At 72.2% G+C, this 24,795-nt stretch carries 27 protein-coding genes; 16 read left to right on the top strand and 11 right to left on the bottom strand.

The window, feature by feature from the left end; genetic code table 11:
• Positions 1-21 precede the first annotated feature (21 nt).
• The 4 genes from hppD to DMH12_RS15140 all read right to left on the bottom strand — a co-directional run bounded on the left by hppD (position 22) and on the right by DMH12_RS15140 (position 4,436).
• On the bottom strand, positions 22-1,086 hold the full coding sequence (hppD, locus tag DMH12_RS15155; protein ID WP_125492095.1) for a 4-hydroxyphenylpyruvate dioxygenase: 1,065 nt from the start codon (positions 1,084-1,086) through the stop codon (positions 22-24).
• The gene (locus DMH12_RS15150; RefSeq protein WP_125492094.1) at positions 1,083-2,366 is read right to left on the bottom strand and encodes a beta-ketoacyl synthase; all 1,284 of its coding nucleotides are present in this window, start codon (positions 2,364-2,366) and stop codon (positions 1,083-1,085) included. Before DMH12_RS15150 ends, hppD begins: the two co-directional genes overlap by 4 nt.
• Entirely contained in the window at positions 2,363-4,012 is a 1,650-nt protein-coding gene (locus DMH12_RS15145) for a class I adenylate-forming enzyme family protein (protein ID WP_125492093.1), read from the bottom strand. Before DMH12_RS15145 ends, DMH12_RS15150 begins: the two co-directional genes overlap by 4 nt.
• Positions 4,013-4,172: 160 nt before the next feature.
• Positions 4,173-4,436, bottom strand: a complete 264-nt coding sequence (locus DMH12_RS15140; RefSeq protein WP_064730551.1) for a phosphopantetheine-binding protein — start codon at positions 4,434-4,436, stop codon at positions 4,173-4,175.
• 17 nt (positions 4,437-4,453) lie between these two features.
• On the opposite strand from DMH12_RS15140, the gene DMH12_RS15135 reads away from it, so the two are divergent.
• Positions 4,454-5,137 carry a 4'-phosphopantetheinyl transferase superfamily protein gene (locus DMH12_RS15135; protein ID WP_125492092.1) on the top strand — a complete coding sequence of 228 codons (684 nt, stop codon included), beginning with the start codon at positions 4,454-4,456 and terminating at the stop codon, positions 5,135-5,137.
• Here DMH12_RS15135 and DMH12_RS15130 read toward each other — a convergent pair.
• Both DMH12_RS15130 and DMH12_RS15125 read right to left on the bottom strand, forming a co-directional pair.
• On the bottom strand, positions 5,078-6,442 hold the full coding sequence (locus DMH12_RS15130; RefSeq protein ID WP_221763126.1) for a class I adenylate-forming enzyme family protein: 1,365 nt from the start codon (positions 6,440-6,442) through the stop codon (positions 5,078-5,080). The genes DMH12_RS15135 and DMH12_RS15130 overlap by 60 nt on opposite strands.
• A gap of 330 nt (positions 6,443-6,772) precedes the next feature.
• Complete coding sequence (locus DMH12_RS15125; RefSeq protein ID WP_125492090.1) at positions 6,773-7,849, bottom strand: alpha-hydroxy acid oxidase; 1,077 nt, start codon at positions 7,847-7,849, stop codon at positions 6,773-6,775.
• A 176-nt stretch (positions 7,850-8,025) separates the two neighbouring features.
• On the opposite strand from DMH12_RS15125, the gene DMH12_RS15120 reads away from it, so the two are divergent.
• The 14 genes from DMH12_RS15120 (at position 8,026) to DMH12_RS15055 (ending at position 19,268) form a co-directional block, all read left to right on the top strand.
• Positions 8,026-8,724: a TetR/AcrR family transcriptional regulator gene (locus DMH12_RS15120; protein WP_125492089.1), complete on the top strand. Its 699-nt coding sequence runs from the start codon at positions 8,026-8,028 to the stop codon at positions 8,722-8,724.
• Complete coding sequence (locus DMH12_RS15115; RefSeq protein WP_125492088.1) at positions 8,714-9,664, top strand: alpha/beta hydrolase; 951 nt, start codon at positions 8,714-8,716, stop codon at positions 9,662-9,664. The genes DMH12_RS15120 and DMH12_RS15115 overlap by 11 nt, the downstream gene beginning before the upstream one ends.
• Before the next feature lie 2 nt (positions 9,665-9,666).
• Positions 9,667-11,001: a PLP-dependent aminotransferase family protein gene (locus DMH12_RS15110; protein WP_125492087.1), complete on the top strand. Its 1,335-nt coding sequence runs from the start codon at positions 9,667-9,669 to the stop codon at positions 10,999-11,001.
• A 132-nt stretch (positions 11,002-11,133) separates the two neighbouring features.
• Positions 11,134-11,736 carry a TIGR03086 family metal-binding protein gene (locus tag DMH12_RS15105; protein ID WP_125492086.1) on the top strand — a complete coding sequence of 201 codons (603 nt, stop codon included), beginning with the start codon at positions 11,134-11,136 and terminating at the stop codon, positions 11,734-11,736.
• A gap of 49 nt (positions 11,737-11,785) precedes the next feature.
• Positions 11,786-12,046: a hypothetical protein gene (locus DMH12_RS15100; protein ID WP_125492085.1), complete on the top strand. Its 261-nt coding sequence runs from the start codon at positions 11,786-11,788 to the stop codon at positions 12,044-12,046.
• Positions 12,047-12,090: 44 nt separating this feature from the next.
• Positions 12,091-13,065, top strand: coding sequence for a hypothetical protein (locus tag DMH12_RS15095; RefSeq protein WP_125492084.1), 975 nt, complete (start codon positions 12,091-12,093; stop codon positions 13,063-13,065).
• Entirely contained in the window at positions 13,001-13,393 is a 393-nt protein-coding gene (locus DMH12_RS15090) for a holo-ACP synthase (RefSeq protein ID WP_125492083.1), read from the top strand. Before DMH12_RS15095 ends, DMH12_RS15090 begins: the two co-directional genes overlap by 65 nt.
• Positions 13,390-13,815: a thioesterase family protein gene (locus DMH12_RS15085; protein WP_125492082.1), complete on the top strand. Its 426-nt coding sequence runs from the start codon at positions 13,390-13,392 to the stop codon at positions 13,813-13,815. Before DMH12_RS15090 ends, DMH12_RS15085 begins: the two co-directional genes overlap by 4 nt.
• Positions 13,812-15,344 carry an AMP-binding protein gene (locus DMH12_RS15080; RefSeq protein ID WP_125492081.1) on the top strand — a complete coding sequence of 511 codons (1,533 nt, stop codon included), beginning with the start codon at positions 13,812-13,814 and terminating at the stop codon, positions 15,342-15,344. Before DMH12_RS15085 ends, DMH12_RS15080 begins: the two co-directional genes overlap by 4 nt.
• A 114-nt stretch (positions 15,345-15,458) precedes the next feature.
• Positions 15,459-15,701 (top strand): hypothetical protein, encoded by a 243-nt coding sequence (locus DMH12_RS15075; protein ID WP_260474216.1) that lies wholly within the window; start codon positions 15,459-15,461, stop codon positions 15,699-15,701.
• Positions 15,698-17,053, top strand: a complete 1,356-nt coding sequence (locus DMH12_RS15070) for a 6-phospho-beta-glucosidase (RefSeq protein WP_125492080.1) — start codon at positions 15,698-15,700, stop codon at positions 17,051-17,053. Before DMH12_RS15075 ends, DMH12_RS15070 begins: the two co-directional genes overlap by 4 nt.
• A gap of 110 nt (positions 17,054-17,163) precedes the next feature.
• Positions 17,164-18,330 carry a PP2C family protein-serine/threonine phosphatase gene (locus tag DMH12_RS15065; RefSeq protein WP_125492079.1) on the top strand — a complete coding sequence of 389 codons (1,167 nt, stop codon included), beginning with the start codon at positions 17,164-17,166 and terminating at the stop codon, positions 18,328-18,330.
• A 100-nt stretch (positions 18,331-18,430) separates the two neighbouring features.
• Positions 18,431-18,802: an STAS domain-containing protein gene (locus DMH12_RS15060; RefSeq protein WP_125492078.1), complete on the top strand. Its 372-nt coding sequence runs from the start codon at positions 18,431-18,433 to the stop codon at positions 18,800-18,802.
• Between the two features lie 67 nt (positions 18,803-18,869).
• Positions 18,870-19,268 (top strand): ATP-binding protein, encoded by a 399-nt coding sequence (locus DMH12_RS15055; protein ID WP_125492077.1) that lies wholly within the window; start codon positions 18,870-18,872, stop codon positions 19,266-19,268.
• Between the two features lie 44 nt (positions 19,269-19,312).
• Here the strand turns inward: DMH12_RS15055 and DMH12_RS15050 are convergent, their stop codons facing one another.
• The 5 genes from DMH12_RS15050 to DMH12_RS15030 all read right to left on the bottom strand — a co-directional run bounded on the left by DMH12_RS15050 (position 19,313) and on the right by DMH12_RS15030 (position 24,382).
• Positions 19,313-19,819, bottom strand: a complete 507-nt coding sequence (locus tag DMH12_RS15050; protein ID WP_125492076.1) for a MarR family winged helix-turn-helix transcriptional regulator — start codon at positions 19,817-19,819, stop codon at positions 19,313-19,315.
• A 49-nt stretch (positions 19,820-19,868) separates the two neighbouring features.
• Entirely contained in the window at positions 19,869-20,282 is a 414-nt protein-coding gene (locus tag DMH12_RS15045) for an STAS domain-containing protein (RefSeq protein ID WP_125492075.1), read from the bottom strand.
• Positions 20,279-21,373 (bottom strand): B12-binding domain-containing protein, encoded by a 1,095-nt coding sequence (locus tag DMH12_RS15040; RefSeq protein WP_125492074.1) that lies wholly within the window; start codon positions 21,371-21,373, stop codon positions 20,279-20,281. Before DMH12_RS15040 ends, DMH12_RS15045 begins: the two co-directional genes overlap by 4 nt.
• Positions 21,370-22,950 (bottom strand): PP2C family protein-serine/threonine phosphatase, encoded by a 1,581-nt coding sequence (locus tag DMH12_RS15035; protein ID WP_260474217.1) that lies wholly within the window; start codon positions 22,948-22,950, stop codon positions 21,370-21,372. The genes DMH12_RS15040 and DMH12_RS15035 overlap by 4 nt, the downstream gene beginning before the upstream one ends.
• 148 nt (positions 22,951-23,098) lie before the next feature.
• Positions 23,099-24,382 carry an MFS transporter gene (locus DMH12_RS15030; protein ID WP_260474215.1) on the bottom strand — a complete coding sequence of 428 codons (1,284 nt, stop codon included), beginning with the start codon at positions 24,380-24,382 and terminating at the stop codon, positions 23,099-23,101.
• A 46-nt stretch (positions 24,383-24,428) separates the two neighbouring features.
• On the opposite strand from DMH12_RS15030, the gene DMH12_RS15025 reads away from it, so the two are divergent.
• Positions 24,429-24,795: cupin domain-containing protein (locus DMH12_RS15025; protein WP_125492071.1), on the top strand; the 367-nt coding region annotated here is incomplete at its 3' end.

Raw genomic sequence — 24,795 nt, 5'->3', positions numbered from 1 at the left:
CACGGGCGGAGCGGGCGGAGGTCAGGCCATCGCCCTCTCGCGGGCCACGGCCTCGTAGAGGGCCTTGATGTTGCCGCTGCCGAAGGTGCGGGCGCCGTGCCGGTCGATGACCTCCCAGAAGAAGGTCTTCCGCACGTGCATGGACTGGGTGAAGATCTGGAACACCTGGCCCCAGTGGTCCTGGTCGACCAGGACGTTGGTGCGCCGCAGGTCCTCCAGGCGCAGGTCCGGCCGCTTCAGACGCCCGCTCAGCTCGTCGTAGTAGGAGCCGGGCGTCTCCAGGAAGGCGACGCCGCGCGCCTCCAGCGCCGGGACGGTGGCGACGATGTCGTCGGTGAGCAGGGCGAGGTGCTGCACACCGGCCCCGCCGTGCCGGGCCAGGAAGGTGTCGATCTGGCCGGGGCGACGGTCGGTCACCGGCTCGATGAGGGTGAAGGTGACCTTGCCGGACGAGCTCTGCACGACCTTGGAGTCCATGGCCTGCTCGCCGACCTCGATGAACTCCTCGAAGATCTGGCCGAACCCGAACACCTTCTCGTAGAAGGCGACCGTCGGACCCAGCTCGCCGGCCGGCAGGCAGATCGCCGCGTGGTCGACGGTGTGCAGGAGCTGCTCGCTCTCCTCGGGGTCGGCGGCGAAGATGTCCATCGTGCCGGGCAGGAACTCCTCCCGGTCGCCGGTGCGCTGCACGAACCGGTGGGCGACGTCACCGAAGCCGAGGACGGAGGCGGTGACGACCTCGGTGCCGCACTGGCTGTGCACGACCGGTTCCTCGACCGCGGTCGCCCCCTTCGCGACCGCACTCTCGAAGGCCTTGGCGGCGTCGGGCGTACGGAAGGCGATGTTGGCCACGCCGTCGCCGTGCCGGGAGACGTACCGGGCCGCCGGGTGGTCCGGGGTCAGCGCGGAGGTGAGCACGAGGTCGACACCGCCCTGGCGCAGCAGCAGGGAGCGGCTGTCCGCCTGCCCCGTCTCGGGCCCGGCCTGGCCGCGCACCCGGAACCCGAATGCGGTGCAGAGATAGAACGCCGACTGCTGGGCGTCGCCGACGTAGAACTCGACGTGGTCGACGGCTTCGATCTTCACGTGCCTTCTCCCTCTCGCTGTCGTGTGGTGCGGGTACTGGCCGTGCCGAAGAGCAGGCTGACGTTGTGACCGCCGAAGGCGAACGAGTTGGACAGGGCGGCCTCGACGGGCCCGCGGCGCGCCTCGCCGCGCACGTGGTCGAGGTCGCAGGCGGGGTCCACCTCGTCGAGGTTGTGGGTGGGCGGCAGGATGCCGCGCGAGACGGCGAGCGCGCAGACGGCCGCCTCCACGGCACCCGAGCCGCCGAGCAGGTGCCCGGTCATCGACTTGGTGCTGCTCACCGCCGGGGAGCGGTCGCCGAACACGGCCCGTACCGCCCTGGTCTCGGCGATGTCACCCAGCTTGGTGGCGGTGCCGTGCGCGTTGACGTAGCCGACCTCGTCGGGCGTGCGACCGCCCGTCCGGAGGGCACCGCGCATGGCCTGGGCGGCTCCCTCGCCGCCGGGGCGCGGCGCGGTGGGCTTGAAGGCGTCGGTGCTGGCGCCCCAGCCGAGCAGGTCGGCGTAGCCGGCCGCGCCGCGGGCGTCCGCGTGCCCGGCGCGCTCGACGACCAGCACCCCGGCGCCCTCCGCGAGGACGAACCCGTTGCGGCGGCGGTCGAAGGGGCGGCTGGCCGCCTCCGGGTCGTCGTCCCAGCCGCGCGCCAGCGCCCGCGCGTGGTCGAAGGCCAGCGCCGAGGTGGCGTTGAGCGGTGCCTCGGCGCCTCCGCAGACCACCACGTCGGCCTCGCCGTACCGGATCAGCCGGGCGGCCTCCGCCACGGCGTGGGCGCCCGCCGCGCAGGCCGTGGAGACGGCCGAACTCCAGCCGCGGATGCCGTGCTTGATGGCGATGCGAGCGGCCGCCATGTTGGGCAGCATGCCGGGCAGCAGGTAGGGGCTCACCGCGGTCCGGCCACGGCTGACGCGTTCGTGGGCCTGAGCCTCGTACGTGGTCAGGCCGCCCGCGCCGCTGGAGACGACCACCGCGACCCGCTCCGGGTCGGCGTCGCGGCCGACGACGAGCCCCGCGTCGGCGAGGGCGTCGTCGGCCGCCGCCAGGGCCATCAGGGCGAAGCGGTCCACGAGCCGTCCCTCGCTGGGCGGCAGTACTTCGGGGGCCTCGATGTCGGGGGCGATGCCGGCGGAGCCCACCGTGCCGTCCAGCAGGTGCCCCGTGGGCGGTCGGCGCAGACCGGACTTGCCGTGGCACAGCGCGTCGAAGGTGTCGACGGCGCCTCGGCCGAGCGGGGTGAAGGTGCCGAGCCCGGTGATCACCGCGGCCGGGTGCGTGGCGGTCATACGGCCACCTGCCTGGGAGAGGGGTCCCGGCCCAGCAACTCGCCGTCCAGGAAGCGGCGACGGAGCAGGATCTTGCGCACCTTGCCGGTCGCGCCCAGCGGAATGCGATCCGGGCCGACCACCACCACCCGCTCCACCGTGCGGGCCACGTGCTCGTCCAGCGCGGCGAGCACCTCGGCCGTGCGGTCCACCCCGGCGTCCGCCGCCGGGTCCAGCACGAGCAGCACCGAGGTCACCACCCGGCCCTCGCTCGGCACCGCGACGACCGTGCACTCCAGCACGTCGGGGCAGTCGGCGAGGACGCGCTCCTCGCACAGCATGGTGTACAGGCGGTGGCCGTCGCCGAGGTCGACCGCGTCCACCAGCCGGTCGACGTGGTAGTAGTAGCCCTCCTCGTCGCGGTGGACGAGGTCGCCGGTGAGGAAGTAGCCGTCCCGGCGGGTGCGGTAGGTGGTCACCGAGTCGTTCCAGTAGCCCAGCGACAGCGTCGGCGCGCTGATGGCGAGCTGGCCGACCTCGCCGGTACCGAGCTTCTCGCCGTCCTCGTCCACGACGGCGACGTCGGAGAAGGCGTGCGGCTTGCCGATGCAACGGCCGTACCGGCTGGTGTCGGGGGTGTGGGTGATGTGGAACTGGGAGTGGCCCATCTCCGAGGAGCCCAGGCCGTCCACGAAGAAGGAGCCGGGCCGGGTGACCCGCCCCCGCTTGGTGACGGACTCCCGCGTGCCGTTGGCGATGAGCTTGCGGATGTGTGCCTCGTGCGCGCAGTCCCCGGTGTTCCACCAGGTGCGCACCGAGGTGAGGTCGCGCTTCGACAGGTCCTCGCCGGCCAGTTCGGACCAGGTGGCGGCGAACCCGAGGACGCTGGTGGGCTGCCAGGACTCGATGGTGTCCAGCACCAGCGTGCCGGTCTGCCGGGAGAGGACGGCCAGTTGGGCGCGGTTGGTCAGGGCGAGGTTCACCGCGATGACGGTGGCCGCGTGCGCCGACGGCAGCGCTCCCAGCATCCGGTCCAGACCCTGGCCCCTGGGCAGGGACAGCCGGTGGCGGATGGCGGCGAAGAGGCTGTGGTGGGAGTGGGTGACGGCCTTGGGCAGACCGGTGGTCCCGGAGGAGTGCGTGATGACCACGGGCTCGTCGCCGTGGTGCCGGTACGGCGCGGGCGCCTCGGCCGGATCGCCCTTGCCGAGGTCGGCCGGGTGGGCGAGCAGCGGCGTCGAGCCGCCGGCCGAGGACAGCAGCTCCCGGTGCGGGCCGTCGGCGATCACTCCGACGGCCCCGAGCCGCCTGATGTACTCGGCCGCCTGCTCGGCCGGCAGCCTGCCGTTGACGAGCGCGGGGATCGCGCCGAGGCGGGCCAGCGCCAGGTAGCCGAGCACCTGGTCGGCGCCGTCCGTCACCCAGACGGCGACCGGGTCGCGGGGCCGGACGCCGAGGGCGTGCAGGGCGCAGGCCCGGGCGGCGACGCGCTCGGCGAGCCCGGCCAGAGTGAAGGCCCGCCAGGCCGGTTGGCCGTCGACCTCGGTGTCGAAGGTCAGGGTCGGAGTGTCGAGGCCGGTGCCCCGCTCGGTCAGTGTGGTCAGCACGTTGCCCACGCCGAGTCGTTGATCGGCCGCGAGCTGTGCGCGCTCGTTGTTCGGGTTCATTCCCGGGTGTCCCTACGTGTCGGGCCTTGTTGCCAGTGACTTGTCGGGTACGGCTGATGCCGCCCTGACCTGCGCGTACGGTGCCGCCGTCCCTCCCGCCCGCCGCGTGGGCGTGCGAGCGGGGAGGCGGCTGCGGGCCGGGCCGTGGCCGGCCGGGGACTCACCTGGCCGCGGCAGCGGCGGCGGCCCGGTCGACGATCTCCTTGACGAGCCCGGAGACGGTGAGGAGCGCGACGGACTCCATCTCGTCCTCCTCGAACTTCACTCCGTACGTGTCCTCGACCTGGATGGCGATCTCCGCGACGGAGAGGGACTCCAGGTCCAGTCCGGCCGGACCGAGCGGGGTGTCGCCGGTGACCTCGGACACGTCGTAGTTCATGTTCTCCAGCGCCTCGATGATGAACTTCTCGACCTCAGCGGACATTTGATTGACTCCTGTTCATGGATGGGCACCCGGGCATGGACCCGGACACGGTGACGGTGCTGTGGTGCACCACGGACGGGGACGAGCGCACGACGGCACGCTCGCTGCTGCTGCGGAACGCGGCCGCGATGCTCGACGTCCCGGAGTCCGAGGTCTGGATGGAGCACGAGCCCGGCGGCCGTCCGTATCTGGGCGGTGCCGGTGAGGGGCTGAGCGTGAGCGTGGCCCACACGCGTGGAGCACTGGCGATCGCCCTGTCGGGGCGGTGGCCGGTGGGTGTCGACTTGGAAGGGGTTCGTGAGCTGCGCGCCGAGGCGATGGCCCGGGCGTGGCTCCACCCCGCGGAGGCGGCCTGGATCGGAGCGCTGCCCGAGCGGGAACGCTCCCTGGCTTTCCTGTGGTTGTGGACGCAGAAGGAGGCGGTCGGCAAGGCACTGGGCCGCGGACTGCGCGGCGGGGGCATGGGCCGGGCGATGCCGTTGCCGGAGCCCTGGCCTCCCGGACCGCACCCGCCGTCCGCCCCGCGCGCGCTGCCGGACGCCGAGGGTGTCGTCTCGCTGGCGCTTCAGGTGGGCGGCGGCCGCCATGTCGTCGGCGTCGCGTTGCGGGGTGAGGGCGCGGACGGTCCGGACGGGGCCGGTTCAGGCGAGGGCGGTGTCCGGGTCCAGGTGCGCCGGATCTCCTCCGGGGGCCGCACCTGAGCCCGCGGTACACGCCGCGGTCCGTACGGCGGCCCGCAGGACGTCGGCGTTGCGCACCGGCTTTCCGGTGACGGTACGTGGGATCTCGGGCAGGGCGTGCAGGACGCGCGGCCGTTTGTACGGTGCGAGCCGCGCCGCGAGCAGGGCGGCGAGGCCGGCCTGGACGTCCGGCCCCGTCGTGGTCACGAAGGCCTCGATGCCGCTGCCCCGGACGACCACCGCGTCGGTGACCCCCGGCAGCGAGGTGAGGACCTCCTCGACCTCGGCGAGGTCGACCTTCAGCCCGCCGACGGAGACCTGCGCGTCCAGCCTGCCGTGCACCGTCAGCAGGCCGTCCGCGCCGAAGCTGCCCGCGTCCTTGGTGCGCAGCCAGCCGTCGACGAAGCGCGTCGGGTCGGCCGGCCCCACGTAGGGCGTCCGGGGCAGGCCGAGGAGGATCTGGCCGTCCTCGACGCGCACCTTCATGCCGGGGGCCGGAGTGAGGCCGGGCACGGTGCTTCCGGTCAGGTCGGTGGCGATGACGCCGGCCTCGGTCATGCCGTACATGACGCCGAGGCCGGCACCGTACCGGCGGGTGAACCGTTCCCGGACGTCCGCCGCGACCGGTTCGCCGCCGACGATCATCCGGCGCAGCTGGGGAAGGTGGGGCGGGTTGCGGTGCGCGGCGAGGAGCGCGGCCTGGGACGGGACGCCCAGGAGGGTGGTGGGTTCGTCGCCCGCGGCTACGGCGCGCAGGACCCCGTCGACCGTCTGGGTACCGGGCAGGACCACCTCCGCGCCGGAGGCGAGTCCGTGCAGCAGCCCTCCGACGAGGCCGAGGACGTGCACGACCGAGGCCAGCACGACGACGCGTTCGCCTCTGCGGGGAAAGCCGTCCAGCCGCGCGTACCGGTCGAGTTCCGCCAGGAGGCTGCCCACCGGGCGGCCGATGACCTTGGAGGGTCCGGTCGAGCCGGAGCTCAGCTGCAGCAGCGCGTCGGGTGACGCGGCCGGACGGCCGCCGTGCAGAGGGGTGATGCGGGCGGTGACGTCGAAGAAGCCGCGCAGCCGGCCGGTCGCCTCCTCGACCGGCTCGACGACCAGTTGCGGGGTGAGCCGCGCTATCGCCTTGCCGACCTCGTACGTGGTCAGCCGGTGGTCCAGCAGCGCGACCTGGGCTCCCGCGCGCCACCCGGCGAGCATGGCGACGACACAGGCCAGGGAAGGGGGCATGCGTACGGCGAGCGTGCCCCCGCCGACCAGTCCGGCGGCCCGCAGCCGGTCCTGTTCGCCGGCGACGAGCAGGCGCAGTTCCTCCAGGGGCACCGGCCTGCCCAGGTGGAGGGCAGTCCTGTCGCCGTCCCCCTCGAGTAATATGTCGTCGATCCATGCGCCTTCGAGACAAGCGGCCTTATTCGGCACCGCTATCCTCACTTAAATCCCCACCCATCGGAATGTGGAAACGAGCGGCGGCCTTCTCTATTTCTCGGTGGCGCCAGATTCATCGTTGCTCACTACCTGTGAGTAAGCAAGCGAAGTTTTGGTGACCTGTTGCACTGCGGCGATGTCTCTGAGCAGGTATTTCCGGGCATGCCGAATGACCATTCATCCGGTCGAGGAAAGATGAATGGGTGGCGATCGGGGGTCAGCGTGAATTCACCGGAGAGTAACTCCCGAGGGGCCGAAAAGCGGGATGCGCGGGGCGCCCATGAGGGACATGACTTCTTCGAACTCGTCCATGAGGACCCGCAGCACCGCAAGAACGCCGGCGCGGCCGGAATGTGCGAGCCCCCACAGGACCGGGCGGCCCACGAAAACGATGTCGGCGCCCAGGCAGAGTGCCTTCGCGATGTCGGCGCCGTGCCGGATCGAACCGTCGAGGACAATCGGACATCGGCCCGATACGGATTCGGCAATCTCCGGGAGTGCCTCCATCGCGGGCCGGGCGAAATCGAGCTGGCGCCCCCCGTGATTGGAGACGACAATTCCGTCGGCGCCGTGCTTCACCGCGAGTTCGGCGTCCTCTTTGGTGAGCAGGCCCTTCAGGACGAGCGGCAGCGACGTGCGTTCGCGCAGCCAGGCCAGGTCCTCCCAGGTGACGGAAGGGTCGAACTGCTCGCGGGAATGCCGGGCGACGGCGGACTCGCCCGGCCGGTCGGTATGGGAGGAGGACATGACGGCGGGATCGATGTTCACCGCGCGGATGCCGTCCGGTACGGCGAAGCCGTTGCGCGCGTCCCGCGGGCGGTGGGCGACCCGCGGGGCGTCGACCGTCAGGACCAGGGCCCGGTACCCCGCCTCCTCCGCCCTGCGGACGAGGTCGAGCATGGGCTGGCGCCGTCTGAGCCAGTAGAGCTGCAACCACAGCGGACCCGTCGCAGCGGCTGCGATCTCCTCCAGGGTGCGGCTGGCGAACATGCTGACGGTGAGCAGTGCGCCGGCCTCTCCGGCCGCCCGTGCCGTCGCCGACTCGCCCTCGTCGTGCGCCAGTCGGTGGTAGGCCATGGGGGCGATGCCGAGAGGCGCCGCCAGTTCGGCACCCAGCAGCGACGTGCGCGGGTCGCAGTCCGAGACGTCGACGAGGCAGCGTGGCCGCAGCCGGATCCGGTCGAAGGCGTCGCGGGCGGCCGACAGCATCGACTCGGTCCCGCTGCCGCCCGCCAGGAAGTCGAAGACCGGGCCGGCGAGCCGCTCCCTGGCCACCGCCTCGTACTCGTGAAGCGCCAACGACATCAGCGAACACCCCCGTGTTCTCGGCCTGTTCCGGCGTGTTCGACCGTGCTTCCGAAGTAACCGCACGCGCGTACACTGACCGAACTCTCCCACATGACCGCACGGTCGTCCACATAAACCTGGAACCGGCTGGTCACGGCGGACGCACCCGGTGGGAGGCATCGAGGAGGTGTTCCTTGGCAAGAACAGACACGGACGGACGGATCGAACGGGGCAACCGGACCCGGCGGGCGATCCTCCAGCGAGCCGTCGCGATCGCGTCGGTGGAAGGCCTGGAGGGGCTGTCGCTCGGCCGCCTGGCGAGTGAGCTGAACCTCAGCAAGAGCGGCGTCTTCGCCCTGTTCGGATCGAAGGAGGAACTGCAGCTCGCCACCGTGCGCGCCGCCATCAAGGTCTTCATCGCCCGCGTGGTGCAGCCGGCCCGCGACCTGCCCGCCGGCCTCGGCCGGCTCCGCTGCCTGTGCGGCAACTGGCTGGCCTACTCGGCTCAGCGCGTCTTCCCCGGCGGGTGCTTCTTCTACTCGGTGTCCGCCGAGTACGACGCCCGCCAGGGCAAGGTGCACGACGCCGTGGCGGGCGCGCACGGCAACTGGTTCACCCTCGTGGAGCAGACGATCGACGAGGCGAAGGCGGCCGGCGAGGTCCGCGCGGACGCCGACGCCGCCCAGCTCGCCTTCGAGCTCGTCGCCCTGCTGGAGATGGCCAACGCGGAGTCCGTGCTGCACGGGAACTTCGCCTGCTACGGCAGGGCCGCCGACGGCATCGTCGCCCGGCTGCGCGGCATCGCGACGGACCCGTCCGTGCTGCCCGACACCCTTGAACCGCCCGCGACCGCAGTGATCGCGGGCCTGGAACGGAGGCATCATGCCGTTTGACCCGCAGTTGCAGGCCCTCTACGACCGGCGCGCCGAGCACGGCGTCCGGCCGCTCTACACGATGACGCTCCAGGAGGCGCGAGCGGCCGACCTGGCGGACGTCCAGGGCGCGGCCGGCACCCCCGAGCCGGTGCGGGAGGTGCACGACCTGTCGTTCGACGGCCCGGGCGGCCCGTTGCCGCTGCGCGTGTACCGCCCGTCGGGTGAGGGGCCGCTGCCCGTGCTGGTCTACTTCTTCGGCGGCGGCTGGACCCTGGGCTCGCTGGACACCAGCGACGCGCTGTGCCGGCACCTGGCCAACTCCGCGGGCTGCCTCGTCGTCGCCGTGGGCTACCGACTGGCCCCCGAGCACAAGTTCCCCGCGGCACCCCGGGACTGCTTCGCGGGCGTGCGGTGGGCCGCGGAGCACGCCGGCCGGTTCGGCGGGGACGCGAGCCGTCTGGCCGTCGCCGGTGACAGCGCGGGCGGCAACCTCGCCGCGGCCGTGACCCTCATGGCCCGCGACGAGGGCGGCCCGGACCTCGTCACCCAGGTGCTCGTCTACCCGAACACCGACTACCTGGCGGACACCCCGTCGCGCCGGGAGAACACCGACCCGCTGCTCTTCAACGACAAGTCGGTGCACTGGTACTGGGACAACTACCTCGCCACCCCGCGGGACGGTACGCACCCCCTCGCCTCACCGCTGCGGGCCCCCGACCACTCCGGCCTGCCGCCCGCCCTGGTCATCACCGCCGAGTACGACCCGCTGCGCGACGAGGGCGAGAGCTACGCAGCACGGCTGCGGGCGAGCGGCGTGCCCGTCGAGTCGACCCGCTACCCGGGGCTGGCCCACGGCTTCTTCACCATGTCCGGCACGCTCGACGCGGCCCGCCGCGCCGTCGGGCAGGTCGCGGCACACCTGCGCACCGCCTTCGCCGACGCCGCGAGCGGGGACTGACCATGACCGACACCACGACCCCCCGGGCTCTCGCCCTGGACGACCTGCACGCCTCGCTCACCGACCCGGTGCTGGACGCGATGAACTTCCTCAACGAGGTCGTCGCCCGCTTCCCCGAGGCGCTCTCCTTCGCCCCGGGCCGGCCCGCCGAGGGCACCTTCGAAACGGACGATCTCGCCCGCCACCTGCGCTCCTACACCCACCACCTGGAGCGGGCGCGCGGCTGGTCCAAGGACCGGGTGCGCACTCACCTCTTCCAGTACGGGCGCACCAACGGCATCATCCACGAACTCGTCGCCCGCACCCTGGCCAACGACGAGGGGATCCACGTGGCCCCGGAGTCGGTCGTCGTCACCACCGGCTGCCAGGAGGCCATGCTGCTCACCCTGCGGGCCCTGTTCGCCCGCCCCGAGGACACGCTCCTGGTCAGCTCGCCCTGCTACGTCGGCGTCACCGGCGCGGCCCGGCTGCTCGACATCGCGACCCACCCGGTGCCCGAGGGTGCCGACGGCCCGGATCCCGAGGCTTTCCTGGCCGCGGCCCGCCGGCTGCGCGCGGCGGGCAGGCGGCCGCGCGCCCTGTACGTGGTGCCGGACTTCGCCAACCCGTCCGGGACGAGCATGACCCTCGCCGCGCGCGAACGGCTGCTGTGGGTCGCGGCGGAGGCGGACCTGCTCGTCCTGGAGGACGACCCCTACGGGTTCTTCGTCCGCGCCGGTTCCGCCCGCCCCACGCTGAAGGCGCTGGACCGCGAGCGCCGGGTGCTGCACCTGGGGTCGTTCGCCAAGACGGCGCTGCCCGGCGCGCGCGTCGGCTACGTCGTCGCCGACCAGGAGGTCGTCGGCCCCGGCGGCCGGCGCTCCCTGCTGGCCGACGAGCTGTCGAAGATCAAGAGCATGACCACGGTCAACACCTCGGCCGTCGGGCAGGCGGTGATCGGCGGGCTGCTCGTGGAGTGCGACTGCCGGCTGCGCGAGGCCAACGCCGGGGCCATCGCCCACTACGCCGGCAATCTGGCCACCCTGCTCGACGAACTGGAGCGGCACTTCCCCGAGGGGCGGCGGCGCGCCCTCGGCCTGAACTGGAACGAGCCGACGGGGGGCTACTTCCTCGTTGTCGACGTCCCCTTCCTCGCCGACCACAAGGCCCTGGAGGAGTCCGCGCGCACCTACGGGGTGCTGTGGACCCCGATGAGCGACTTCTACACGGACGGCGGCGGCGAACACCGGCTCAGGCTCTCCTGCAGTGCCCTGACGCGTGATCAGATCGTCGAGGGGGTGCGCAGGCTGGCCCGGTTCGTCGAGTTCCGGGCCACCGGCGGGGCCGGGCACCGCTGACGGGCGGCCCGGACCGCCGGACGTCATCGACGGGCCGCGGGTCGGGGCACGGGTCCGGGCATGAGCCTGAAACTGAACGCACGGTCGTGCTAATGTTTCTGCCCGGACCCACTCACTCGCGAAAGGGCCCGCATGGATATCCGGAAGCTCGACCGGACGGCTGTGCTGGAGACCGTACGCCTGGTGCGCCAGGCCGACCCGACCCACTGGGACCTGCCGACACCCTGTGCCGGATGGACGCTCAGCCGGCTCGTGGCCCACATGGCCGCCCAGCACCACGGCTTCGCCGCGGCCGCTGCCGGTGGCGGTGCCGACCTCGCGGCGTGGCAGCCCCGCGCGCCGGGTGACGACCCGTCGGCCACCTACCGGGACGCCGCATGGGCGGCCGTCGACGCCTTCGCCGAGCCCGGCGTGCTCACCCGGGAGTTCACCCTCCCGGAGATCAGCACCACCGTGCGTTTCCCGGCCACGGTCGCCATCGGCTTCCACTTCCTGGACCATGTGGTCCACGGCTGGGACGTCGCCCGCACCCTCGGCGTGCCCCTGGAGCTGGACGAGGCGACCACCGAGGCCGCCCTCGCCTTCGCCCTGCGCGTTCCGGACGACGAACGCAGGCTCGTCCCCGACCCCCTCTTCCGTCCCGCACTGCCGCCGCCCCCCGGCGCGAGCTCCCTCGACCTCGTCCTGACCTCGCTCGGCAGGTCACCCGACTGGTCCGCCGCGCCCGCCCGTTAGGCCCGCGCCCGCCCGTCGGGCCCGCGTCCGACACACACAGGGAGACACCTTGCTCACCGAACTCAAGCAGCACGTCGCACGGCGCCTCGGCCTCACGCCGGAGGAGGTGTTCGCCGGGCAGCCGCTGTCAGCGGTCCTCGTCGCCTCACCGACCGCGATCAACTCCATCGACCTGCTGGACGCGTTCGCGGGCGCCCTCGCGGACACCGGCTTCGACGACGACGTCGAACTGCCGACGATGACCCTCGACCACACCGCGCAGGACGTCGTCCAGGCCCTCGGCAAGCAGCTCGCACCCACCTCGTCCTGAGCGGGATCCTCCGCACGGGTCCGCCGCAACGGAAGGCGAGAGACATGCTGATCATGACCGACATCGTGGGGGAGCTGCGCGCCGGCGCCACCATCACCGACGTCCTGCGCGTCCAGCAGAGCTACCACGAGCGGCGCCGCTGGTCGTCCGACGACCTCTTCGACGGCCGTCGCCTGACCCGTCCGGGCGAGAGCGACAAGGCGGCCCTGTGGCACGCCGCCCGAGCCGAGCTCACCACCCAGCCGGCCGGTATCCGGCTCGCCGTGGACGGCGTCAAACTCGCCCACGAGATACGCGAGTCCAACCCGCTGGGAAGCGACGTCCTGCACGTGGCCGCGGCCTGGTCGGCCCGCTACTGGCTGGAGGAGGAGGCCCACCACGAGGTCTCCTTCGGACGTCTGATGGAGATGGCGGGCATCGACCCGATCGACACCGAGGAGGTCGTGGAGCACCGCGGTGCCTTCCCGACCGACAACTACGCCCGGGTCTGCGTCCTCCAGGCCTGTGTGGAGATCGAGGCCTGCGTCTCGTACCAGCACGCGGCCCGCACGAGCGACGACGAGCTGGTGCACGACGTCTTCCACACGATCATGAAGGACGAGGTGCAGCACCGGCAGTACTTCGCCGCCTTCGCCAAGGCCCTGGTGCAGTCCGGCGTCTACCCCGTCAAGGACGTCCTGTCGATGGCGTACACCTGGATCCGTCCCGACGGCGGTGAGACCTACGGGTCCGCTCGTGAGGCCCAGACCGAGCGCCAGGGGTTCGTCAACTGGTGGGAGCGGATCCGGACCGACGAGGACGAGTTCGCGCTGGGCGACGACGCCCTGCACGAGGGCTCGGTGCACGCCCGCAAGCTCAGCAGTGTGTTCGCCCTGGTGCGAGAAGTCACCGGCATCGAGACCCGATCCTACGAGGACCTGAAGCGTGCCTACTTCGCCAGCCTCCGCACGAACGATGTCGACCGGATTCGATCTGCAGTCCGTCGCGGAGCTGGCTCAGCGGCGGCACTTGCGCGATAGCGGCACGGTGTTCACCGAGGGGGAGCGGGCGCACTGCCGCTCCCGCCCCGACCCGGACGCGTCCCTGGCGGGACTGCTGTCCGCCAAGGAGGCCTTCGTCAAGGCCCTCAGCTCGATGGGCGGCGCGCCGGCGTACAACTTCCCGGAGATCGAGATCGACCACGGACCCGCCGGCCAGCCCCGGCTGCGGCTGTACGGAGAGATCGCCCGCTGGTGCCGGGAGCACGGTGTCCGCGCCGAGGTGTCGATCAGCCACACCGGCGGCATGGCCGGCGCGGTGGTCGTCCTCCTGGCCGGGACGACGACGAACGAAGGGCAGGTCGCATGACCACCGCCACACCACCCGTCCTGGAGCACGTCTGTGAAGTGGCCCTGCGTCCCAACGACTTCGACCGGGCGGGACATCTGAACAACAGCGTGTACGTCCAACTGCTGGAGACCGGCCGTTGGGAGTGGGGACTCGCGCACGGTGCCGACGCGCGCGAGGGCACCCTGGTGGCCGTCGTGCTCCAGCTCCGTCTGGACTTCCTGCGAGCGGTCGACTGGGACCCGGTCGGCCGCCTTGCCGTGCGCACGTCTCTGGCGGGACGCTCGCCCTACAGCTTCTCCCTGGCCCAGGACGTCGAACTGCCCGACGGCACGGTGGCGGCCCGCGGCCGGGTGCGGCTCGGCCTCGTCGACCGCCACACCAAGCGGGCCCACCGGGTCGATCTGCAGGCCATGTTGGACACCTCCGCGAGCCCGGCATGAGCCGGCGGGCACACCCCACCCTGTCCGCCGCCCTCGCCTCCCAGGCGCACCGCGACGACGCGACCGTCACCTTCGGCACCTCCGCCCGGCGGGAGACCCTGACCTACCCCGAGTTCGCCGAGCAGGTCGCGGCGGCGGCCGGCGGCTTCGCAGCCCAGGGCGTAGCAGCCGGGGACCGGGTGATGCTGCGCGTGGGAAGCTCCAGGGAGAGCGTGCTGGCGCTGCTCGGGCTGATGCACCTGGGGGCGGTCCCGGTCTCCGTGAAGCCGCGCGTGCCCGGCACGGCCGTCGAGCGGTACCTGGCCCAGGTCGCCCGGCAGCAGCGGGCCCGCCACGCCTTCCGGATCCCGGGGCACGGCATGAACGAACTGGCCCTCGACACAGGCCCGCACCGGGCGCCCGGAGCCGCACCGGGGGAGCCGGGCGACCTGGCGTTCGTCCAGTACACCAGCGGCTCCACCGGTATGCCACGCCCCATCCCGCTCAGCCACCGCGCCGTCCTCGGCAACATCGAGGCCATCGGCGGGGTGTCCGGCATGCGGCCCGGCGACACCGGTCTCCTGGCCCTGCCGCTCCACCACGACATGGGGCTGATCGGCACGTTGACCGCCCTCGTCCGGGGCGCGGACCTCGTACTGGAGGATCCCGGCACCTTCCTGCGCAGACCCATGGCCGCGCTGCGCCTCGTGCGGGACGCCGAACGCGTCCACAGTGCCTTCCCCGACTTCATGCTGCGCTACCTGGCGGCCCGGATGACGGAGACGGCCGCCAAGGAGGAGCCCGATCCCGGGCTGCTGCGGGCCTGGAGCACCGTCTTCTGCGGTGCGGAGCCCATCCGCCGCCGGACCGTGCGCACCTTCCTCGACACCACCGCCCCCTGGGGTTTCGGCTCCTCGGCGCTGGTCTTCTGCTACGGCCTCGCCGAAGCCGTCCTGATGGCCACCGCGCACCGGCTGACGGATCCCACCGCCGGCTTCCGCACCGGTGGCCCGGTCGGCACCGCCTGCCTCGGTACCCCCGTGCCCGGCCTCGCCCTGCGCGTCGTGGACGAGAGGGGGCGTGCCTGCGTCCCGGCGGAGACGGGCCGTGTGCAACTGCGCGGGGAGACCCTTTTCGACGGCTACGACGGCGCCACCGACCACCGCACCACCTGGTTCGACACCGGCGACCTGGGCCACCTGGACGCGGGCATGCTGTATCTCGACGGCAGGCGCTCCGACCGGGTGTGCGTCAACGGTGCCAACGTGTTCGTCGCCGACGTGGAACACGTGGCGGCCGCGGAACCGGGCGTCGCGGAGTGCGTCGTGCTCCCGCACGGCGCCTCGTTCGTGGTCGCGTTCGTCGCGGAACGGGGCCGCCGGGTCGACACCGCCCGCGTCGCGGCCCGAATCACCGCGGACTTCGCCGTCGCCCCGGAAGCCGTCGTCGAGGTCGCCCACAGCGCCGTCACCCGCACGGTCAGCGGCAAACCGGCCCGCACGCACCTGGCCGCACGGCTCGCGGAAGACGGTCTGCTCCCGGGCCCCTGAGGGGGCGCCCGGCTGCGGCAGTCGTGCGCACGACCGGCACGGCCGCCGAACAACGCGGCCGTCGCTGCCCGTCCAGCAAGGCTCACCGTCGCCCTGCGGAGTACATTGCGGGGCATGCTGCGAGAGGCACGCCGCGAGAAACTGCTCGCCGTTTTCGGTGGGGAGGGCGTACCGCCCGTCCGGCGGCTCCTCCCGGACGCGAGCGACGTGCTGAGGGACGGCAGCGTGCTGGACAGCACCCATGAGGAGGCGCCGGTGGAACGGGCGACGACCGACGCCCTGATCACCGACGACACATCGGACCCGGCCACCCTCGCGGCGTTCCGCGATGCCGGGACGGAGGTAATCACCGTATGAGGCTCACTCTGCTCGGCGGCGGCGGGTTCCGCGTACCGCTCGTCCACCGCGCCCTGGTCACGGACGACGGCGACGCGGCCGGCCGGTGCACCGAACTGGTGCTGTACGACACCGAGCGGGCGAGGCTCGACGCCATCGCGTCGGTCCTCGCCGAGCAGGCGGCCGCGCTCGCCGGGAACGACCGGCCGGCTCCGCCCGTCGTCCGGACCACCACCGACCTCGACGACGCGCTGCGCGGCGCGGACTTCGTCTTCTCCGCGATCCGCGTCGGTGGCCTGGAGGGCCGTGCCCGGGACGAGCGTGCGGCACTCGGCGAGGGGATCCTCGGACAGGAGACGGTCGGCGCCGGCGGCGTCCTGTACGGGCTGCGCACGGTGCCCGAGGCGGTGCGGATCGCCGAACGGGTCGCGGCCGTCGCGCCGGACGCCTGGGTCATCAACTTCACCAACCCGGCGGGCATGGTCACCGAGGCCATGCAGCGGGTTCTCGGGGACCGCGTCATCGGCATCTGCGACTCGCCGGTCGGACTGTGCCGGCGGGCCGCACGAGCACTGGGAGCGGATCCGGACCGCGTGGGCTACGACTACGTGGGGCTCAACCACCTCGGCTGGCTGCGGCGGGTCACCGTGGACGGCCGCGACCGGCTGCCGGAGCTGCTGGCGGACGCCACCGCGCTGGAGTCCTTCGAGGAGGGCAGGCTCTTCGGCGCCGACTGGCTGCGGACGCTCGGCGCGCTGCCCAACGAGTACCTGCACTACTACTACTTCAACCGGGAGGCGGTCACGGCGCTGCGGCAGGCCCCCGCGACCCGCGGGGAGTTCCTGCGCGAGCAGCAGGCCGCTTTCTACGCGGACGCGGCCGCCCGGCCGGAGCACGCCTTCGCCGCGTGGGAGCGCACGCGCCAGGAACGCGAGGAGACGTACATGGCCGAGAGCCGGGAGAGCACGGGCGGCTGGCAGCGCGCCGCGTCCGATCTCGAGGGCGGCGGCTACGACCGGGTCGCGCTGGCGCTGATGCGCGCGATCGCCCGCAACGAGCGGACGACGCTGATCCTCGACGTCCGCAACCGCACGGCCGTCCCGGGCCTGGACGCGGACGCGGTCGTCGAGGTGCCCTGCCTGGTCGACGCCACCGGCGCGACCCCCCTGGCCACGGGGCCGGTGGCGCCGGACCAGCTCGGCCTGATGCTCAGCGTGAAGGCGGTGGAGCGCGCGACGATCGAGGCGGCGGCCGGCGGCTCGCGGTCCGCGGCGCTGCGGGCCCTGGCACTGCACCCGCTGGTGGACTCGGTGAACACGGCGGAGCGCGTCCTCGCGGACCGACTGCCGCCGAACCGGTCGCACCGGGGCTGACGAAGCCGACGGGCCCGTTCACCGCCAGTCCGTACGCCCGCTGTCGAAGACAGTCACATCGCTAGAATGCGACGCAACCGCTGGAAGCGGTACGTAAGGGAGCGGGACAAGTGGACAGACTCACCTCCGTGGAGCGAGCGCTGCGTGCGGCGACGCCGAACGCGCTGCTCGACGTCGTGACAGCCGCCCTCATGGAGCAGTACGGCGCCGCACGCGTCGAACTGCGCATGGCCGACTACGGAATGCGCTCGCTCCAGGCGGTCGAGACGGTGCCGTTCACCACGGAGCCGGTCATGATCCACGACAGCCCGCAGGGCAGGGCGTTCGGGTCGCAGGAACCCTTCGTTCTCGCCGATCCCGACGCACACGCGGTGACCGTTCACCTCCCGGTCACGATCCGCGGCGACCGCCTGGGAGTCCTGTCCGTCACCCTGCCGGAGGACCGCCACTCTCAGGAGCTGATTCCGGAGATGCAGCACCTCTGCGACGTTCTCGGCCACGAGATCCTCGTCGCGGAGCGTGACACCGACCTCTATCTGCTCGCTCGGCGTGCCGCGCGCCTGACCCTGGCGGCGGAGATGCAGTGGCAGCTGCTGCCGGGCCGTGCCTGCTCTCGCCCCGAGTTCTCCCTCGGCGGCCATCTGGAGCCCGCGTACGCGATCTTCGGGGACAACTTCGACTGGTCCGCGTCCGCCGACCATCTCACGCTCACCGTCACCAATGGCATGGGCGAGGGCATCGAGGCGGCCCTGCTCACCAACCTCGCCGTCAACGCCATGCGCAACGCCCGGCGTGCCGGGCTGGGCCTGGCCGACCAGGCGGCACTCGCCGACCAGGCGGTGTACGCGCAGTACCGCGGTTCCGCGCACGTGTCGGTCGTTCTGCTGCGCTTCGACCTCGCGACCGGCGAGGTCGAGGCCGTGGACGCCGGATCGCCCCGCATCTGGCGGATGCGGGACAAGGACGTCGACTCCCTGCCCCTGGAGGCGCAGTTGCCTCTCGGTATGTTCGAGGACACCCACTACACCTCCGAGTACTTCCAGGTGCTTCCCGGCGACCGGCTGCTGATCGGCAGCGACGGCGTCTACGACTCGGTCTCCCCTTCGGCGGAGAAGTACGGGGAACGAGCGCTCGCCCGTTCACTGACCGCCGCCCGGCTGCTGCCGCCGCAGCAGGTGCCCGGAGCGGTGCTGCGTGAGCTGGCCACGTACCGCGGCAACACGCCCTTGGACGACGACGCCCTGGTCGTCTGCCTCGACTGGTACGGGCGGGACTGACGAACCGAGGACGGCCGCCGACGCGCGTGCGCCCGCGTCCCCAGTAGCTCCTCGTACCCCTCACTGTGTCTCCTCTTCGGCGACCTGGGACAATCCCCGCATGGGAGTCGAAGCTGAGGTGACCGTCACGACGGTCGACGAGGTGCGGATCGTGCAGGCCGTCGGGGAGTTCGACCCCGACAGCGACGAAAGCCTGGCCCTGACCCTGGCCCCTCCGGTGGAACGCCCGACGGGCACCATCCTGGATCTGGCCAAGGTCACGTTCGCCGACTCCGGCTTCCTCCACACGCTGCTGGCCGCCAAGACCGAACACGACCGAGTGGGCGTCCCGCTCGTGCTCACCCAGTTGCCCCCGGTGGTGGAGCGGCTTCTCACGCTGACCGACGTCGCCCGTGCCTTCGACCTCACCAGCGACATCGGGGCGGCCATGGCCCTGATCAGGTCCCGCGGCGACGCCGCCCACCGGCCATGAGCGCCGCACCCCAGAGGCTCGGCCGGCCGCCTGGGGGAGAGGCCGAGAGGAGAGGGGGCGAAGGCACGTGACCACAGCCGAGACGAAAGCCGGTGGGCTGGAGCCGCCCCTCAGCGCCGCCACCGCGCGTGACCGCGTCCGAGAACTGCTTCTGACGTGCCATCCGGCCCCGCCTCCGCGGGTCATCGACGACATCCTGCTCGTGGTCACGGAGTTGGTCACCAACGCCGGCCGGCACGGCGGCGGCCTGATGGCCTTCTACGCGCGCCTCGCTCAGGACACGATCACCATCAGCGTGACCGACGCGTCACCCGTCGTCCCGCGTACCCACGCCCGCGACCGGGCTGATGCTCCGGGCGGGTTCGGCTGGCCCTTGATCCAACTGCTCAGTGCCGAGGTGTGGGTGCGTACCACTGCTGCCGGAAAGACGATCGGGGCCGTACTGCGCACCACCGCCCACGGTTGACGCGGCGTCCGCGGACGAGTGATCCCCCGCAGGGGACACGGCGCTCAAGCCGCGGAGTGTGCTGCGGGCGTTGCGTCCTCGTCGCCGTGATCGGTGTCGAGCTGTGCTTGCAGCGCGGCGAGTCCCGTGGCGAGGGCACGCCGCTCGGTGGCGGGCAGGCTGCTGATGGCACGGTGGAGCACTCGGTCGCGTTGCTCGCGGATGCGCAGCAGGTGCCGGGTGCCCGCGGGGGTCAGCCGCAGGATGATCTCGCGGCCGTTGCCGGGGCAGGGCAGGCGTTCGAGGAAGCCGACGGCTTGCAGGCGGTCGCACATGCGGGTCACGGTGGACGGTGCGGAGGCGAGCAGTTGGCAGACGGCGCGCATCCGGATCCCGTCCGCACGGTCGGCGAGGTACATCAGGCGCAGCTGGGATGTCGACGTGGGCGTGGTGCCACCGTCGGTGGCATTCCTGGCGTGCTCCCACAGCACGTCGAGGAGTTCGGTGATGCTGCCGGCGGACCGTATCGCCTCATGGCAGGTCCTGTCGGGGGCTGCGTCCGGTGCGGTCATGGTGGCCCTCAGTGGTGTGCTTCTGCCCGGCCGGCGGCCGGACACTGGTTCAGGTGGTGCCGTCCGGTCCGGTGGGACCGGCCGCAAGGAGGTCGTCTTCGCCCGCCACGGAGCGTGGGGCGCGGGCGGGGACCGAAGCAGTGAGGTGGCCGAGGGTGCCGGTGAGGTCCAGGAGACGGTCCAGCTGCGCAGGTCGATCGTCCAGGTGCAGTCGCACTCCTGCCTGAGTGGTGCGGCGGCCGATCATCAGCAGGACGGACAGGCCCAAGGAGTCGACCATGCGGAGTCCCGCGCAGTGCAGATGGAGGTCCTCGAGGCCGGGCCGGGCCGCGAGCTGGGCGGTTGCCTCGTCCAGGAGGAGGTCGGCATGGTCGTAGTCGAGGTCGCCATGCACCTCGATACGGACCTCGTTCTGCGTGTCGACCGTGACGAGGCGCAGGTCATCGGGGGGTATTGCGGTCATGCGGTGGTCCCGGCGGTGTCGGAGTGGGCGGTCGTGAGCACGAGGGTGGCAGCCCGGAGCATGCGGCAGGCCCGGGGGAAGTCCTTGAGTTCGTGGGCCAGCAGCCCCAGTGCCGGCGGCAGACTCCTCGCCGGCACACCCCGCGCCACCAGGATCTGCGCGGTCCAGGTGATGAACCCGGTGAAGAGGGCTTCGTCGCCGAGGTAGAGGGCGGTGGCGAGGAATTCCACGATGTGCGCCAAGTCCTCCGCGGTCCGCTCGCGTTGCAGATCGTCGTAGGACGCCATGGCCGGAAACGTTGTCTCCAGCTGGGTGAAGACGGCGCGCACCAGGGACCTGCTGTTCCGGCTGACCAGGGTGTACTCCTGGTCCGACAGGTGGGGCAGGTCGTCGATCTGCTGATGGTCGGGCCGCGGCCGGGGCAGCGGCCCCTGGGCGAGGCGGTCGGCGGCAGTGCGGGCGTCGGGGGCCCACGCGTCGGCGCCCAGCAGTCGTGCGTACCGCCCGTCGGGTCCGAACGCGGCGCCTCCGACGAGGACGGGCACGCCGACGGCCTGGCACGCGGTGACGGCCGCGTGGGCCGTGGGCAGCCGCGTGGCGATCGAGCTGGACAGGGCGACCGCGTCGGCGCGGGTCCTGTGAAGGTGGTCGATGAGGTGCGGTGACGGGACCTGCGCACCGAGGTAGTCGATCTGCCAGCCGCGCAGTTTCAGTACTTCGGCCAGGAGCCGGGCGGGCAGGGCGTGCCACTCGCCGTCCACGCAGGCGACGGTGATCCGGCCCCGGGAGACCGCGGTGCGGGCGGAGGGGTGCACGCTCACCGCGGTGACCGCCCGCTCGTTGATGGCGGTCGCGGCGTGCTCCTGGGCAACGCTGAGCCGGTTGGCCGCCCACTCCTCACCCACCTTGCCCTGCACGGCCGCGATGACATCCAGCAGCACGCTCTCCGGTCCGGCCCCTTCGTCGAGGGCACGGAGAACCAGCTCGGTGGCCGCGTGCTCATCCCCCGCCGAGACGGCGTCCCACAGCAGGTCCACCGGCTCCCGCAGGTCCGTGCCGGCTGCGAGGTGGGGCGAGACACTGGCGTTCATGCGGTGTACCTGCCCCGTGTGTGGCCGTTCACCGCACTCAGACGGTGGGTGCGGGGAGCGGAGATCACGACGACTGCCATGTCGTCGTGACGGCCTCGGCCGAGCCACTGGGCGGCCAGCATGTGCACGTGCTCCGCGATCCCCTCGGCGGGCATGCCCGCGCACTCGGACAAGGCGCGCTTGAGACGCTCGTCGCCGAAGAGGACGTCACCCATCGGCCCGCCCCTGGCTTCGGTGATGCCGTCGGTGTACAGGACACAGGACTCGCCGGGGGCCAGGGACACGGCCGCGGTGAGGGCGGAGATCGTGGGCACGGCCCCGATCAGGGTGCCGCGGGTCCCGGCTTCCTCGACGGTGCCGTCCGCGCGGACGATCAGAGGGGCGGGGTGGCCGCCGCTGGTCAGCCTGAGATCCACCTCGCTGCCCCGGCGCTTGGCGGAGGCCAGGACCAGGGTCGCGAACCGAGTGGTGTGCGAGTTGAGCAGTGTGGTGTTGAGCACGTCGAGCATCCGCTCGTGGTCGTCCGCCAGCGGCAGCAGCGCGTGCAGCGTGTTGCGGATCTTGCCGGTCAGTACGGCGGCCTCCAGGCCCTTGCCGCACACATCCCCGAGCGTGACCAAGGAAGCGTCACCGTCGGCGGTGGCGGGGTGCACGTCGTAGAAGTCCCCGCCGATGCGTTCGTGGTCCCCCGCCGGCCGGTACCGGCCGGCGAAGTCGACCCCGGAGACGTGATGCAGCACCGGCGGCAGAAGATCACGCATCAGGACCTCGGTGATCGCGCTCTGCTCCGCGTAGAGCCGGGCGGCCGACATCGCCGCCCCGGAACGGGCCGCGAAGAGCCGTGCGAAGACTTCCTCTTCCTCGCTGAAGGCGACGGTCTCCGTCCTTCGCAGCAACACCAGCGCTCCGGCCGGGACACCGTGCCCGGGCAACGGGGTGATCACTATCGAGCCGACCGGCCCGAAGCCCTCGGGCACCATCCACCGCGGCGCCGCCGCGGGGTCGATCCACCGCGAGGGCACCGGCGGGAACCCCCGCAGCGCCTCCGCCAGACCGGGCACCCCCTCGGGGTCCGCCTTCTCCTGCGCCAGGCTGGGAACCCCGCCACGCAGGCACGTCACCACCGGGAGCCGACGCCCGCGGGCGGGCGCGACGACCAGCGCCGCATCGGCGAGGCTCTCGGCGGCCATCTGCGCGGTCACATCCATGCAGCGCCCCAGATTCAGCGAGGAGAGCAGGGCGCTGGACGCCTCGGCGAGGAACGCGGTCCGCTTCCGCTCCGTCTGCAGGGCTTCCCGGGCCAACTGGTGATCGGTGTCGTCAACCAGCCACCACACCACCGAACCGTCGTCCCGCACACTGGGATGTGCCTCGAAACGGCGGCCCCCGATCGCACCGGACCACGGCCCATCGGTCTCCGGGACGGTACGCGGGCCGGGGAAGCGCAGCGCTTGATGAGCGTCGGCGATCCAGGCGGGAGCCGCATCCACCAGGGGTGTTCCGGGAACCGCGCGGGGCAGGAGCGCGCCGGCAGCGTCGTTTCGGCGCGTCAGTCTGCCCTCTGCGTCAGCGACCAGAACCGGGTACGGGGCCCCGCCCCACGAGAGGTCCGAATCCGTGCTTGCGCCGGTATGTGCTTGGGTGGATACCAAAGACCGAGGACCCGCTGAGCGAATCCCTCACCTCATCACCTCGATGGAACAGTTGCCTTAAGGCAACCATCCCTCATGATGTCGCCTTCTGACAACCAGCGCTCCCGGCTCGGCGGCAAGGGCACTGGTCATCGGCCGCGCGAGGGTGAGCGGCTTGCTGTGCGGATGCGGATGCGGATGCGGATGCGGATGCGGGTGTGGCGGTGCGGGTGGGGGGCGTGGGTTCCGGCAGGGTGCGGAAGAGAAGCCAGCTCAGGGCCGGCATGGCGATCAGGGGAGTGAGGGCGGTCCGGAGGGTGGTGGTGTCGGCGAGGTGGCCCAGCAAGGGGCTGACGAGGCCGCCGATGCTGACGGTGAGGCCGAGGGTGATGCCGCTGGCCGTGCCGATGCGGGAGGGCAGGTAGTCCTGGCCGAGGGTGACCTGGAGCGAGAAGGGGACGTACAGGCCGGCGGAGGTGAGAGCCACGAAGAGGAACATGGCCGGGCCTGGTGTGTGGATCACGCCGGTGACGGCGGCGATGGAGAGCAGGTAGGACCAGCGGCAGACGCGGACGCGGTTGTAGCGACCGGCCAGGAAGCCGCCCAGGACCGAGCCGGCGGCTCCGCCCAGGAACAGCAGGAACAGGGCGGCGGTGCCCGCGGTGGTGCTGCCTTGCATGCGCTGCTGGGCGTGGAGGGAGATGAAGGTGCTCAGCCCGGTGAAGACGACCGAGCGGAAGACGACCGCCAGCGACAGTCGCACGAACGAGGCCACGTCGTCTGCGCCGGGGGGCACTTGAGTTCTGGCCGCGCCGGTCCTGGGCCGTGCGAGCATCCGCAGGACGGGTACGCACAGGGCGGCGCCGGCGAGCGCGGGCAGGACGAGGACGGGTGTCCGGTGCAGGGAGCCGTGTCCGACGGCGGCCGACACCATGAGCGGGGCGAGCGCGAAGCCGATGTTGCCGCCGAGGGAGAACCAGCTCATCGCGCTGTGGCTTCCCTGGCCGGCCTTCCTGGCCACGCGGGCGGATTCCGGGTGGTAGGCGGCCACGCCGATGCCGGAGACGGCGACGAAGAACAGGGTGAGCCCGTAGGAGCCGCTCAGGCCGCTGAGCGCGATGCCCACCCCGCCCAGCAGGGTGCTGACCGGCAGCAGCCACGGCATCGCCCATCGATCGGTGAGCACCCCGAACAGCGGCTGGGCCACCGACGACAGCAGGGACGCGGCCAGCACGATGCCGGAGGCGGCCGCGTAGGTGTAGTCCCGTTCGGCCACGAAGAACGGGATCAGCGCCGCCACGGCGCCCTGGTAGATGTCGACGCAGGCGTGCCCCACGGCCAGCAGCAGGATCGATGTCTTGTTCCGCACCCCACCCATGCTGGGAGCGGCGCCCCATGACGCGCTTCCGATAGATTGCCAGGTGATGCAGGAAATCCGCCACACGGCTGTCGCGCCGACCCGGACCCAGCACCTGGCCTCCGGCGGCGAGATCGACGCGCACCGCCACGACGACCACCAGATCGCCTACGCCAGCCGCGGCACCATCGCGGTGACCACCGACGCGGGCTCCTGGATCGCTCCCGCCACCCGCGCCCTCTGGATCCCCGCCGGCACCGTCCACCGGCACCAGGCCCACGGCGGACTCGACCTCCACCTCGTCGGCCTGCCCACCACCGACAACCCCCTCGGCCTGGACACACCCGCCGTCCTCGCCGTCAGCCCCCTCCTGCGCGAACTCATCGTCACCTACACCCGCGACCCCGACAACGACACCCCACCCCGCCACCGCC

Source organism: Streptomyces sp. WAC 04229, assembly GCF_003947455.1.
Taxonomy (GTDB): domain Bacteria; phylum Actinomycetota; class Actinomycetes; order Streptomycetales; family Streptomycetaceae; genus Streptomyces.
This window is presented reverse-complemented; position numbering and strand designations above follow the sequence as displayed.

Coding starts and splice junctions, on each gene's coding strand:
- DMH12_RS15105 (WP_125492086.1), top strand. CDS start 11,134: ATGGATATCCGGAAGCTCGACCGGACGGCTGTGCTGGAGACCGTACGC.
- DMH12_RS15080 (WP_125492081.1), top strand. CDS start 13,812: ATGAGCCGGCGGGCACACCCCACCCTGTCCGCCGCCCTCGCCTCCCAG.
- DMH12_RS15060 (WP_125492078.1), top strand. CDS start 18,431: ATGGGAGTCGAAGCTGAGGTGACCGTCACGACGGTCGACGAGGTGCGG.
- DMH12_RS15075 (WP_260474216.1), top strand. CDS start 15,459: ATGCTGCGAGAGGCACGCCGCGAGAAACTGCTCGCCGTTTTCGGTGGG.
- DMH12_RS15050 (WP_125492076.1), bottom strand. CDS start 19,819: ATGACCGCACCGGACGCAGCCCCCGACAGGACCTGCCATGAGGCGATA.
- DMH12_RS15070 (WP_125492080.1), top strand. CDS start 15,698: ATGAGGCTCACTCTGCTCGGCGGCGGCGGGTTCCGCGTACCGCTCGTC.
- DMH12_RS15030 (WP_260474215.1), bottom strand. CDS start 24,382: ATGGGTGGGGTGCGGAACAAGACATCGATCCTGCTGCTGGCCGTGGGG.
- DMH12_RS15135 (WP_125492092.1), top strand. CDS start 4,454: ATGGATGGGCACCCGGGCATGGACCCGGACACGGTGACGGTGCTGTGG.
- DMH12_RS15095 (WP_125492084.1), top strand. CDS start 12,091: ATGCTGATCATGACCGACATCGTGGGGGAGCTGCGCGCCGGCGCCACC.
- DMH12_RS15150 (WP_125492094.1), bottom strand. CDS start 2,366: ATGACCGCCACGCACCCGGCCGCGGTGATCACCGGGCTCGGCACCTTC.
- DMH12_RS15090 (WP_125492083.1), top strand. CDS start 13,001: ATGTCGACCGGATTCGATCTGCAGTCCGTCGCGGAGCTGGCTCAGCGG.
- DMH12_RS15110 (WP_125492087.1), top strand. CDS start 9,667: ATGACCGACACCACGACCCCCCGGGCTCTCGCCCTGGACGACCTGCAC.
- DMH12_RS15125 (WP_125492090.1), bottom strand. CDS start 7,849: ATGTCGTTGGCGCTTCACGAGTACGAGGCGGTGGCCAGGGAGCGGCTC.
- DMH12_RS15040 (WP_125492074.1), bottom strand. CDS start 21,373: ATGAACGCCAGTGTCTCGCCCCACCTCGCAGCCGGCACGGACCTGCGG.
- DMH12_RS15115 (WP_125492088.1), top strand. CDS start 8,714: ATGCCGTTTGACCCGCAGTTGCAGGCCCTCTACGACCGGCGCGCCGAG.
- DMH12_RS15085 (WP_125492082.1), top strand. CDS start 13,390: ATGACCACCGCCACACCACCCGTCCTGGAGCACGTCTGTGAAGTGGCC.
- DMH12_RS15045 (WP_125492075.1), bottom strand. CDS start 20,282: ATGACCGCAATACCCCCCGATGACCTGCGCCTCGTCACGGTCGACACG.
- DMH12_RS15140 (WP_064730551.1), bottom strand. CDS start 4,436: ATGTCCGCTGAGGTCGAGAAGTTCATCATCGAGGCGCTGGAGAACATG.
- DMH12_RS15145 (WP_125492093.1), bottom strand. CDS start 4,012: ATGAACCCGAACAACGAGCGCGCACAGCTCGCGGCCGATCAACGACTC.